Below are 12,107 nucleotides of genomic sequence, written 5' to 3'. Positions count from 1 at the left end.
TGCTCTCCGCGACCTGAGCGGTCGGCGCTCCCGCGGCTAGCGTCGCGCCATGGCTGTCACCGAACGGATCCCCCCACGGGCGCGACGGGCGCTGCGGCTGCTCGCCTGGCGGGCCCGGCGCCCGCTGGCGGCGGTCTGCGCCGCCCTCGCGGTGGTCTCCGTCGTCGAGCGTGTCCGCCCACCCGACCCGCCCACCGTCGAGGTGCCCGTGGCGGCCCGCGACCTGGAGGCCGGGGCCGTCCTGCGGCCGCAGGACGTCCGCCTGCAGCCGGTCCCGCCTGCACTCGTGCCGCGTGACGGCCCCCGGCGCTCCGGTGACGTCACGGGGCGGCCGCTCCTCGTGGCGGTCCCGCAGGGCCTCCCGATCGTGCCGGAGCTGCTCACGGACGAGACGGCTGTCCCTCCGGAGGGGACGGTCGTGGTGCCCGTGCGGTTCGCGGACGCGGGCGTGGCCGCACTGCTCCGTCCGGGCGTGCTCGTCGACGTCGTCGCCGCGCCGGTCCGGGAGGGCGACGAGCCGGAGCGCCTGGCGCGCGGCGCCGTCGTCCTCGCCCCCGCCGGAAGCGGTGCCGGTGACGCGCCGGGCACGGCGGCTGCGGACAGCCCGGGGCCCGCCGCCGATCGCGGCGGTGGCCTGCTCGGCACGTCCGCCGCCGACGGTCCCGTGCTGCTGGCCGTCGGGCCCGAGGACGCGCTGGGCCTGGGGGCGTCCGCGTCCTCGCGCGTGCTCGGCGCGGTCATCGTGGGATGATGCCCCGGACCACCCGGCACCGGACGTGCTCACGACGGGCACCGGAGGAGTTCACGACATGAGCGACGCACTACGCCAGGGCCTGCGCAGCACCACGGAGCGCGCACGGGGTCTCTCGGGCGTCTTCCAGGGGTTCAAGGACTTCGTCTCGCGGGGCAACGCCGTCGAGCTCGCCGTCGGCGTCGTCATCGGCGCCGCGTTCGGCGCGGTGGTGGCGGCCGTGCAGGCCGGGCTGATCGGCCCGCTGATCGCCATGATCTTCGGCAAGCCGGACATCTCGAACCTCTGGGTGATCAGCGGCCGGAACGACGCCGAGATCAACGTCGGCGTGATCCTCGACGCGCTGCTGCAGTTCCTAATCACCGCGGCGGCGGTCTACTTCGTCATCGTGCTGCCGCTGAACAAGCTGGCCGAGCGCCGCAAGCGGGGCATCGAGGCCGAGCCGGCCCGTCCGTCGGAGGACATCCTGCTGCTCCAGGAGATCCGCGACCTGCTCGCCGCGAGGCAGGGTGCCACGCCGCCTCCGGCCCCCGGCACGCCGCCGGCCGACTCGGGCCCCGGCGCGCACGCCGCGCCGCAGCCCCCGCTCTGACACCGGCCCCCCGCCCGGCGCGGGGTCGCACCGGGCCGACACGTCTCGAGCCGCGGGGCGGTGGGACACTGGCCCGGTGACGACGCCGCCGACCGACCCCCGACCCGGCACCACACCCCCGACGCGCCGTGTGGTGGACGACACGCCCCTGATCCCGGGGCGGAGCGCCGACGACTCGGACAGCGGCTGGGGTGACGACCGGTCGGACTCGAACGACGACCGCCTGCTCCGGGACGTCCCGCCGCACTGGTGACCCCGTCCGCCGCGGGTCCCGGGGGCGCCACCCCCCGCCTCGCGGCGTCAGCGCACCGGTCGCCCGGCACGGGCGCACCCCACACGCCGGTCGCCCGCCCGGCGCGTCAGCACGTACCGGTCACCCGCTCGGCGCGTCAGCGACCGCCGGCCGACCGCCGCACGGCCGCCGCGACCACCGAGTCGACCCGAGCACCACGTCGCGTGACACCGAGCTCCCGGCGGAGCGCGGCGCCCAGCTCCTCCGGCGTCCGCTCGCTGCCGTCCGACACCAGCCAGGCCACGAGGTCGTCGAGCTGGTCGTCGGAGTAGGCGCTGATCGGCAGGCCCGGGCGCACGTCGGGCCGGGGGCCGCCGGGCACCGCCAGCGTCGGCTGGACGGCGCGGACCGCCCCGGTCATGGGAGCTGCAGCCTCCATGACGCCGGGGATCTGCGAGGCGATCGCGGGGATCGGGGAGGTCGACGGGCGCGGGCCGCCGGCGGGGCGCTCGTCGGCGGGCCGGGCGGAGGAGGCATCCCGGTCCGCCGCGCCCTGTCCAGCCGCGCCCGGGGCCTGCGGAGGCGTCCACGTCGTCCCGGCCGCGCCACCCGGCGCCGTCGCTGTCGGTGCCTCCGCCCGGACCTCCTCGGGCGTGACGGTCGCGGCGCTGCCGGTCCGCCGGCCGCCTGCCACGGCGGGTGTCCGGACCTCGTCGGGGCCGGTGCCGTCCGCGGTGCCGCGGCGGTCGGCGGGGGCCGGCGCGCGGACCTCCTCCGGGCGGGCACCGCCTCCGGCGGGCAGCCCGACGGCCGGCAGCACGGCGAACCCGGTGAGCGTCGGGGCCGGCCCCGTGCCGTCGTCGCCGAGCAACGGGACCTCGGGCACGAGCAGCCTGCCCCTGCGACGCTCCGCCTCGGCCTCCGCGATCCGGCGGTCGGCCACGGCGTGCAGCGCCCGGCGGATCCGGTCGACCTCGGAGGCGGGGTCGAGGAACGCGGCCGCCGACCACACCCGCAGCACGCTCCAGCCCAGGCGCTCGAGGCGCTCCGCGACCTGCCGGTCGCGCACCCGCACGCTCGGCTCGCCCAGGTACGCGTCGTCGTCGGTGAGCACGGCGACGAGCAGCTCGCCGGGCAGGTCCGGGTGCCCCACGGCCATGGGCAGGTGCAGGCCGCCGGGCAGACCGTGGTCGAGCTCCACGACGAGCCCGTGGCGCCAGAGCCGCTCGGCGAGGTCGACCACCAGGCGGTCGGGCTCCGCGGGGACGTCACCCCCGGTCGGCACGCGGTCGTCCGGCTGCACCGCGTCCGCGGGGGTCCCGGCAGGGTCGCGCCCCGCCACGTCGGTGGCCGCACCGGCCTGGAGGTCGCCGCCGGCAGCCTCCGGGACGGCGGACGGCTCCACCGCCGCGTCCGTCTCCCCCGCCGCCCGCCGCTCGGCGAACCGCAGCAGGTCGACCAGCAGCCGGGGGCCGGGTCCGCGCAGGCGCTCGGGGTCGATGTCGGCCGTGGCGAAGCAGGACACCACGTCGAGGCGGTGGCGCGTCACGCCGAGCGCCGCGAGCAGCAGCGCGTCACCTCCGGGGCCGCTGATCGGCCCGAACCGGTGCAGCACCCGCCCGTGCGGCGTCCGCCCGAACCCGAGCGACAGGATGAGGGCGTCGCGGCGCAGCCCGGCGACGTTCGTGAGGTCCGTGACCACGAAGGGCTCGGGCCGGGAGCCGTCCAGGCAGGCGGCGAGCGACGGCGAGTCCCGGACCTGGGCGAGCACCGCCTCGCGCACCTGGGCGGTGTGCAGGGCCGAGGCGGTCACCACCGCGAGCGACTCCTCCGGGTGGGTGAGCGCGTGCTCGATGACGAGCTCCACCACGCGGTCCACGTCGGCGCGCGTGCTCTGCACGGCCCCCGATCCGTCGGGCATGCCGGTGCCGTCGACGAGGTGGTGCCCGACCGCCGCCGTGGCGGTCGGGAGCGGCGTCGGCGACAGCACGTCGCCGTAGCCGTGGGCGGCGAGGAACGCCGTGAGGTAGGGGTCGCGGCGGGACGCGTCGGCGCGCAGCGGAACCGTCGGCAGCACCTCCGCGAGCTCGCGCACGGCCGTCCCGGAGGCGCAGCGGCGGTCGCCGACGACGACGACCTGGCGGCCGCGGGCGATGGCCGGCAGGGCGACCTCGACCGGCAGGTGCGCGGCCGCGTCGAGCACCACCAGGTCCACCGTGCGGACCGGGGGCAGCACCTGCGGGACGAGCATCGGGGCCGCGGCGAGCACGGGCCGCAGCCGACGCGCGACGTCCGGGTACCGCTCGAACGTCTCCCGCAGGCCGGTGAGCCGGTCCTCGACGAGCTCGGCGAACAGCGCCTCGGTCTGGTCCGGGTGGGCGGCCATCGCGGCGCGCACGTGCGCCGCGGCCCGGGCCCGCACCGGCCCGGCGAGCGCCGCGGTGTGGGCGAGGTCGAGCTCGCGGTACTCCGCGGCGAGCTGTCCGAGCGTCCGGCCGTCGTAGCCGGCGAGAGCGGGATCGGCGGCGATGACCTGCTCGAAGACGGTGCTCCACCACGCGAGCTCGAGCTCGGCCGCGACCAGATCGGCAGGGACCCGGCGGTCCGCCAGGTCGTCGAGCAGCTCCCCCAGCCCGTCAGCGACCAGGGACCGCACGAGGCGGGTGCGCCCGGGCAGGTCCGCGAGCGCGCCGGAGCCGGCCGCGAGCCGGCGCAGCCGGTCGAGCACGTCCGCGAGCGGCCGGTGCAGCAGCTCCGCTCCCTCCGGCGTGCCGGCCAGCACCGGGGAGAGGGCGTCGAGGTCGGCGCGCACGGCACGGTGCTCCGCCTCGATGTCCGCGAGGCCCTCGGGGAGCCGCGGCCAGCCCCCGGCGGGGCAGTGCGCCTGCCAGATCTCCCGCTGGCGCTGGACGTCGACGAGCGCCGCGTGGAGGTCGGCGACGGGTCGACCGGGTCGCAGCAGGTCCTTCGCCTGCTTGCGCAGCCGGCGACGCAGCCAGTACCCCATCGGGCTGCCGTGCTCCGCGCGCCACGCCTTCGACGCGGTGGCGGCCACCATGTCCGAGGGGCTGCGCTCGAACACGAGCGGCTGGAACACGTCGAGCGCCCCGCGGACCCCGGCGAGCACCTCGAGCTGCTCGGCCCACGTCGCGAGCGTCGTCGCGGGCGTGAAGCCCGTGACGTCCGCGACCTCGGCGATCCGCCGTTGCAGCGCCGGGAGCCCGTCGTCGCCCGCGAGCCGCTCGACCCGGCGCAGCGCGTCGGCCGCTTCCGCGTCGGACAGCAGGACGGCGCCGTACCAGGGGGTGTCGACCGGGCGCAGCGTGAAGGCACCGGCGCGCGCGGCCTCGGTCAGGTCCGCCGCGACAGCTCGCCGCCGCTCCCCGTCGAGCTCGCGGGCGACCTCGGGGCGCAGCCGTACCGTCGTCCGGGGCGCGGGCCGCTGGGCGGTCAGCCGGGCGAGCGCCTGGAACGCGTCGTACGCGGACGCCTCCCACGGCCGGCGCACGAGGTGCAGCGCGTCGACGTAGCCGCGCAGGCGCTCGCGGCGCTCGACGAGCCGGCGCCGCAGCTCGGCGGTCCCCGCGGGGTCGCCGGGGTCGACGTCCAGCGTCATGGCGCCCATGAGGCGCCGGGCGGACGCGGCGCGCCACGCGGCGTCGGGCGCGACGTCCAGCAGCACCTCGCCGACGCCGAGGCGCTCCAGCCGCTCCTGCAGCGCGACGGCCGCCCGCCGGTGCCCCGGCACGTACAGCACCGTGCGGCCGTCGGCGGCGGCGTCCGCGACCAGGGCGGCGAGCGTACCGGTGACGTCGCTGTCCGCGGGGGCGTCGACGAACACGTGCGCGCCTGCGGCCACGACGTCGAGGACGTGCTGCTGGGCCGGGTCCAGGTCGCCCACACCGCGCTCGGCTGCCGGGTCGCGGTCCCCGCGCACCGGTGGCGGCAGGGGCACGGCGAGCGCCTCGGCGGCCTCCGCCACACCCGCGAGCGCCGCCACGACCTCGTGGCGCTCCAGACCGGCCGCGAGCCGGTCCAGGTCGTCGACCAGCACCTGGCCGGGGTGGACGAACGTCCCCACGACGATGCGGTCCACGAGCCGGAAGTCGTCCAGCACGGCCGTCCCGAGCGAGGTGAGGCGTGCGACGGCGTCGCGGGGGTCGAAGCCGGAGCCGGTGAACGCGCTGCGGGCGACCGCGCCGGGGTCCAGCAGGGCACCGCGCGACCGCAGCGCGCGCGCCAGCACGGGGTTGACCTCGAGCGAGGGCTCGAGCGTCAGCTCGTAGTCGCTCTCCGCCGTGCCGCGTGCCGCCAGCGACACGGGCCGCAGCAGCACGGGCGCGCGGACCTGGCGGGCGACCGTGGCCGGCTCCGCGGCGTCGTCCTCCGCCCCGCCCGGCCGGGCGGCCCCGGTCTCACGGGTCGCGGTGGCGATGGCGGCGACGTCGTCCGTGGCGACGTCCGGGGTGCTGTGCTCCGTCCAGGAGGCCACGCCGATCGCCAGGTAGGTGGGCGCGATGCCGTACTGCTGCGCGTACGTCGCGGCGCGGGCGGCCACCGCGCGGGCCCGCCTGCGGGCCGTGCCGAGGGCTGCCCCCTCGCGCACGAGGTTCGACAACCGCGTCTCCCTGCCGGCGAACAGCTGCGCGATGCCGGACGGGTGGGCGGCGGACAGGTCGAGCGCCGCGTCGCCGAGCAGCTCGACGTCCGCGAGCGTGGAGCCGCCGGCTGCCTCGACGAGCGCCGCGCGCCACGTGCTGGTGGCCCCGGCGACGAGCTCCTCGGGCGCCGGGGGCGCGACGAGGACGGGGCCGACGGGTCCGGCGTCGGGCACGGGGACCTCGCCGCCGTCCGGCGCGTGCCGCTCCGGCCGGGGCCCGAGGTCCTCGGTGCCCGTCGCGGGGCTGTCCGCGCGCGGCGCGGGGACGGCGGCCTCGGAGGAGGCGGCCGGCTGTCCGGTGGCGGGGCGTCGAGCGGGGACCTTCACCCGCAGCACGCTATCCGTCGTGGGCGCGGGGGCCGCGTGTGACGCGCCGCCGTGCCGGGTGATCACGCGGATTCCGGCGTGGGAGCGGGGCTCCCGGCTCCGCTCCCCGGGGGCACGACCCCGGGACCGCGCCTGCGCGGCGAGGGCGCCCGCGGGCCGGGCAGGGGCTCACGGTCGCGGGGCGACCGGGCGCCTCACCTGCGACTCGGCGCTGCGGCTGGGCCTGGACGTCGTCGACGGTGCGCACCGCGCAGGGGGCAGGCGATGCGCACCGTCGGGAGAACTATGGACCGGGGGTGGTGCAGCGGTCAACAACCTGGCGTCCTCCCGGGTGAACGCTCACGGGGAGCGCCGAGGAGCGGGTCGCGTCGCCGCAGGTCGTGCCGCGCGCACCGTGACAGGGATCACCGTGTGACAGGGGCAGCTGGCGGGCCGGTGCCCGGCGGGGGGCCGTGCCGGGCACCGGGGCTCGTGGGTGCCGGTGGGGCCCGTCAGCCGCTGCGGACCCCACCGACCGGACCTTTCTAGGCCACCCGTCGGGCGTACCTCCCGCGGTTGGGTGCCCCCGACGCCCGAGGTGGGTACCGGGATCGTTCCCGTCAGGGGTCCTCGCCGGCCGATTGAGGGTTCCGGCACCGCTCGGGCCGTGCTGCACTGGGTGGTGCGCCGGACCGACCGCCGGACAGGAGGAGGCACCGTGCCGATCCCCGAGGAGAACGCCGTCACCGTCGCCGCCGGCTCACTGCACCTCGAGGACGCGACGATCCGGCTCCCCCACCGCTGGACGGAGGGCGGCGTGGAGGTGCGCACCACGTTCACCGGCGCGCACCTGCTGCACCTCGCGGTCGCGGGGTGCGTCCTGAACGACCTGTTCCGGGAGGCCGAGGCGCTCGGTGTCCCGCTGGACGGCGCGGAGGTGACCGCCACCGGTGGCTTCGACACCGCGACGTGGGCGTCCACGGGCGTCGACTACGCGGTGCGGCTGTCCGGCCCGTCGCCCACCGACGCCGCGCGCCTGCTCGCCGCCGTGGACGCCGTCGCCGAGATCCCCCGGGCGCTCCGCCAGGGCGCGCCGGTGCGGCGCGCGGACGGCCTCGGCGTCACCCCGCCCGCCACCCCGCGAGCTCCGCGCGCGTGACGTAGCCGAGCTTGCGGAGCGCGCGGCTCATGTGGTTCTCGACGGTACGCACGCTCAGGTACAGCCGGTCGGCGATCTGCCGGTTGGTGAGGCCCTCCCGCGCGAGGACGGCGACCTCCTGCTCGCGTCCGGAGAGCGGCTCCACGCGCACCAGCCGGGGGCGCGCGCCGTCCGGCTCCGACGGGGCGATGCCCAGCAGCTCCTCACCGGCCCGCACCAGCGCCGGGGCGACCTCGGCGCGCGTCGCAGCCAGGTGGCGAGCGGCAGCCTCCGGGTCACGGTCCGCGACGGCCAGCAGCAGCCGCACGTACGGCTCGATCAGCGGCACGGAGGTCCGCGCGAGGACCTCCCGCACCGTGTCGGCGCGTGCCGGTGTCAGGCTCGCGGGGCCGCCGACCCAGGCCAGCAGCGCGGGCTGCAGCAGGCCCGCCTCGGCGTACCGCTGCCCCGCCTGCCACGCGGTCTGCCCGGGCGTCGCGCGGTCCCCGGACGCCGTGGCGAGCGCGACGCGGGCCAGGACGTGCAGCGAGCGCACCAGCGGGTGGTACGCCCGCGGCGTCTTGTCGAGCTCGCGCAGCAGCACCTGCCCGAGCGTGTGGTTGCCCGTGTGAGCCTGCAGCACCGCCCCGAGCGTCAGCCCGCGGCGGTGGAACGTCGTCTCGATCGGGCCCGCGGCGCCGAGCCGCAGCGACGTGCTCACCACGCGCCACGCGGCGTCGGGCTGCCCGGCGAAGTACAGGACCTCCGCCAGGACGCACGCGTGCACCCGGATGCCGAGCGCGTCCACGGCATCGGAGGCGGCGTCGAGCAGCCGGCGCTCCCACTGCTCGGCCTCGGCGAGCCGCCCGGACATCAGCAGGCTCTCGCCCCGCAGCGCCGCCCGGTAGTGCACGACCTCCGGGTCGGCGTCGTCCGGGACGTCCGCCTCGCACGCCCGCAGCGCCTCGGCGGGCCGACCGGCCTCCAGGAGGGCGGCGGCGCGCACCACCGACGACCAGCCGCGGAGGAACCGCAGCGGCGGGGCGGCGGGCGCCTCCTCCACGAGCTCGTGGGGCGGGCGCCCGGCGGCCAGGTCGGCGACCAGCCGCCGCTTGAGGTCCCGCAGCCGCAGGAGCGGGCCGAGGTCGGCGCCGGCGCGCGCGAGCCCCGCCTCGATCTCCTCGTCGGGCAGCCCCGCCCACGCCGCCCACCGCATCCGGTAGTACGCGTGGAGCACGCGGTCCTCGGCGGCGTCGCGGTCTCCCGGGCGGGTCCCCGCGAACACGGCGGCGAGCTGCTCGGCGGCGGGGCGGCGCATGAGCAGCGCCAGGTAGGCGTTCGCGGTCGCCACCGTGGGGGCGGCGACCCACGCGGAGCGCCGGGCCGCCTCCTCGACGGTGGTCCGCTCGTGCACGAGGCCGGCGAGCTCGGCCGTCCACCTCCAGTAGGCGTCGTCCTCCCCGGGCGCCTCGCGGAGCAGGACGGCCGTGAGGTCGTCCTGCCGCGGCCCGACCGGGGCGAACGTCGCGCCCGCGGCAGCCGTGACCCTGCCGGCCAGCTGCCGGCGGCGCACCGGTCCGACCCGCGCGCGCAGGGCGCGTGCCAAGGCCGGCGGCACGACGCCCAGGACCTCCCCCGATCCTGGCGTCTCGTGGCTCACCACGCGGCCGGAGTCCGCGAGCTCGGCCAGCACCGGCGCCGGGACGAGGCGCTCCGCCACCTCGGCAGGCACGGGACCCGTCGCTGCGAGGAGCTCCAGCCCCTCGACGTGCTCCCGGGGCGCGTCCGCGAGGAACGTGAACGCGACGGCCTCAGCCGTCACGTCGGCCGCCCCGCCGGCGTCGACCCACAGGCCGTCCGTGCGCCGGACGGCCCCTGAGGCCCGCGCGGCGTCAGCGAGAGCGACCACGGCGCGGGGGTTCCCGCCGCTCTGCGCCATCACGGCGGCGGTGAGACCGGCGTCCGCGGGCGCGCCGAGCACCGCCGCGAGCAGGCCCGACACGGCCCGGAAGCCGAACGGCTGCACGCGCACCACCGCGGGCGGGCGGTGGACCAGCACCTCCCGGAGACCGGCGGACGCGTCCCGCAGCGGGTCCGCCGTCGTCGTGGCCACCAGCAGGCACGGGGTGCGCCCGAGCACGCGCCGGACCACCGCCAGGCTGGCGGCGTCCACCCGGTCGGCGTCGTCGAGCAGCAGGACGCTGCGCCGGGTCGGCAGCTCCTCGACGAGCCAGTCCGCGAGCGCGGTCCCGTCAGGGACGCGCACGGGTGCCGAGGCGTGGTCCAGCAGGGCAGCCAGGTCACCCGAGCCGGAGGCGCGCAGGAGCACACCGGTGGTCCCGCGCCGCGACGCGTCGGCCAGCAGCGCCTCGAGCACGCTCGTCTTGCCCGACCCGCGGTCGCCGCGCACGAGGACGTCCCTGCCCCGGGGCAGCCACCGCTGCACCGCCCGGACGGTCACCCCGAACCCCTCGGTCTCCACCGGCCCCCCGCGTCGTCCCGCTGTCGCGATCGGCCAGCATGCCGCGCCGGGCACCACCTAGTCGGGGCCCGTCACCACCTACGCAGTCGTCCGCCGGCGGGCGGCACGGCCAGGGGCGAGCACACGCGCTCCGTGGCAGCGGCCTCGAGGTTCGTCATGTCGCCGGGCCCCTCGGCCCCTCGGCCCCTCGGCCCCTCATCAGCCTCGCCGCGCGAGCCGCCGGACCACGGCGACGGCCACGACGCCGCCGGCGATCCACGGACCCGCGACGAGCAGCGGGTCCAGCACCTGGTGGCGCACGTCGGCCCGCCCGCGACGTGAGGCGACCGGGTGGTGCCGCGGCTCGGACAGGATGCCCGACTCCGTGACCGGGTCGTCGGGCCGGGTGGTCGCCAGCGACCGCAGGTGCGCGGTCGTCGACTCGACGCGGTCGGCGGCGATGAGCAGCAGCCAGTGCGCCGCCCGTCCCTCGCTGAACCGCTCGTACGCGTACCGGCGGATCGTGCCCGCCGGACCGTGCAGCGGCTGCGCGGTGCCGAAGACCGGGGTGAGCCTCTCGTGCTCGATCGAGCGCTCCCGGGGGTACGTCTCGGGCTGCTGCTCGGGCAGGTCCCAGTGGGCGCCCGTCTCCAGGTCGGTCCGCTCCCGCGGGTACGAGGGGCGGTCGGCGGGGTCGAGGTCGGCTCCCCAGCCGGGGATGCGGGCGCGGAGCTGCTCGGGGGTCTCCGGCAGCGGCGGCTTCTCGGCGCGGTACGGCATGGTCGTGCCCCCTCAGTCCTCGGCCGGGACGATGACCGGCTTGATGATCCCGTCGAGCTTCGACGACATCAGGTGGTACCCCTCAGCGATGTGCTCCAGGGGGATGCGGTGCGTGATGACGTCCGACGGCTTCAGGTAGCCGTTGCGGATGTGCTCGAGCAGGCGCGGCCACTGCCGGGCGACCGGCGCCTGGTTCATCCGCAGCGTCAGGCCCTTGTTCATCGCGTCGCCGAACTTCACGGCGGAGAAGATCGGCCCGTAGGCGCCCATCACCGAGACGGTGCCGCCCTTGCGGACGCCGTCGATCGCCCAGTTCAGCGCGACCGGGGACCCGCCCTGCAGCTTGAGCTTGGCGGCGGTGACGTGCTGGATCAGGTTGCCGTCCGCCTCGGCGCCGACCGCCTCGATCACCCGGTCGAACCCCAGGCCGTCGGTGGCCTTCTTCATCTCGACCACGATGTCGTCGTGGTGCGTGTAGTTGCGGGTCTCGGCGTACGCGAACTCCTCCGCCTTCCGCAGCCGGTAGTCGAGCTGGTCGATCACGACGACCCGCCCCGCGCCCATGAGCCACGCGGACCGAGCCGCGAACAGCCCCACCGGCCCGGCGCCGAGCACCGCGACCGTGTCGCCCTCCGCGATGTCCGCGAGCTGCGCCCCGAAGTACCCGGTGGACAGCGCGTCCGTCATCATCAGCGCGTCCTCGTCGTCCAGCCAGTCCGGGATCACCCGCGGGCCGACGTCCGCGAACGGCACCCGCACGTACTGCGCCTGGCCGCCGTCGTAGCCGCCGGTCGTGTGCGAGTACCCGTAGATACCGCCGACGGCGGTCGCGTTCGGGTTCACGTTGTGGCAGTTCGAGTACAGTCCCCGCGCGCAGAAGAAGCAGGTCCCGCAGAAGATGTTGAACGGCACCATCACGCGGTCCCCGACCTGCAGGTTCTGCACGGAGGGGCCGACCTGCTCGACCACCCCGACGAACTCGTGCCCGAACGTGTGCCCGATCCGGGTGTCCGGCATCATGCCGTGGTAGAGGTGCAGGTCGGAGCCGCAGATCGCCGCCCGCACCACCTTCACCACCGCGTCGTTCGGGTGCTCGATCCCCGGGACGTCCTTCTCCTCCACGCGGACCTTGTACGGCCCTCGGTACACCATGGCGCGCATCGGCGTGCCCCCTCCCGCTCGGTCCC

At 77.4% G+C, this 12,107-nt stretch carries 8 protein-coding genes; 4 read left to right on the top strand and 4 right to left on the bottom strand.

Annotation, left to right across the window (positions count from 1 at the left end; genetic code table 11):
* Positions 1 to 49: 49 nt before the first annotated feature.
* The 3 genes from K5O09_RS03580 to K5O09_RS03570 all read left to right on the top strand — a co-directional run bounded on the left by K5O09_RS03580 (position 50) and on the right by K5O09_RS03570 (position 1,596).
* The gene (locus tag K5O09_RS03580) at positions 50 to 751 is read left to right on the top strand and encodes an SAF domain-containing protein (RefSeq protein ID WP_222171488.1); all 702 of its coding nucleotides are present in this window, start codon (positions 50 to 52) and stop codon (positions 749 to 751) included.
* Positions 752 to 809: 58 nt separating this feature from the next.
* Positions 810 to 1,343, top strand: coding sequence for a large conductance mechanosensitive channel protein MscL (gene mscL, locus K5O09_RS03575; RefSeq protein ID WP_222171487.1), 534 nt, complete (start codon positions 810 to 812; stop codon positions 1,341 to 1,343).
* Between the two features lie 76 nt (positions 1,344 to 1,419).
* The gene (locus K5O09_RS03570; RefSeq protein WP_222172913.1) at positions 1,420 to 1,596 is read left to right on the top strand and encodes a hypothetical protein; all 177 of its coding nucleotides are present in this window, start codon (positions 1,420 to 1,422) and stop codon (positions 1,594 to 1,596) included.
* A gap of 136 nt (positions 1,597 to 1,732) precedes the next feature.
* Here the strand turns inward: K5O09_RS03570 and K5O09_RS03565 are convergent, their stop codons facing one another.
* Positions 1,733 to 6,562, bottom strand: coding sequence for a hypothetical protein (locus K5O09_RS03565; RefSeq protein WP_255596053.1), 4,830 nt, complete (start codon positions 6,560 to 6,562; stop codon positions 1,733 to 1,735).
* Positions 6,563 to 7,259: 697 nt separating this feature from the next.
* Between K5O09_RS03565 and K5O09_RS03560 the strand changes: the two genes are divergently transcribed.
* Positions 7,260 to 7,700, top strand: a complete 441-nt coding sequence (locus K5O09_RS03560) for an OsmC family protein (RefSeq protein ID WP_255596052.1) — start codon at positions 7,260 to 7,262, stop codon at positions 7,698 to 7,700.
* Here K5O09_RS03560 and K5O09_RS19395 read toward each other — a convergent pair.
* From K5O09_RS19395 to K5O09_RS03545, 3 genes are all read right to left on the bottom strand, one after another.
* The gene (locus tag K5O09_RS19395; RefSeq protein WP_222171486.1) at positions 7,663 to 10,161 is read right to left on the bottom strand and encodes a LuxR C-terminal-related transcriptional regulator; all 2,499 of its coding nucleotides are present in this window, start codon (positions 10,159 to 10,161) and stop codon (positions 7,663 to 7,665) included. The genes K5O09_RS03560 and K5O09_RS19395 overlap by 38 nt on opposite strands.
* A gap of 198 nt (positions 10,162 to 10,359) precedes the next feature.
* A complete protein-coding gene (locus K5O09_RS03550) occupies positions 10,360 to 10,920 on the bottom strand; it encodes a hypothetical protein (RefSeq protein ID WP_222171485.1) in 561 nt (186 codons plus the stop codon).
* A gap of 12 nt (positions 10,921 to 10,932) precedes the next feature.
* Complete coding sequence (locus K5O09_RS03545; RefSeq protein WP_222171484.1) at positions 10,933 to 12,081, bottom strand: zinc-dependent alcohol dehydrogenase; 1,149 nt, start codon at positions 12,079 to 12,081, stop codon at positions 10,933 to 10,935.
* Between the last annotated feature and the right edge of the window lie 26 nt (positions 12,082 to 12,107).

The sequence above is a fragment of the Cellulomonas sp. C5510 genome (assembly GCF_019797765.1).
In the GTDB taxonomy this organism is placed as follows: Bacteria; Actinomycetota; Actinomycetes; order Actinomycetales; family Cellulomonadaceae; genus Cellulomonas.
Note: the sequence above shows the minus strand (reverse complement) of the source record. Positions and strands in the feature narration are given on the sequence as shown.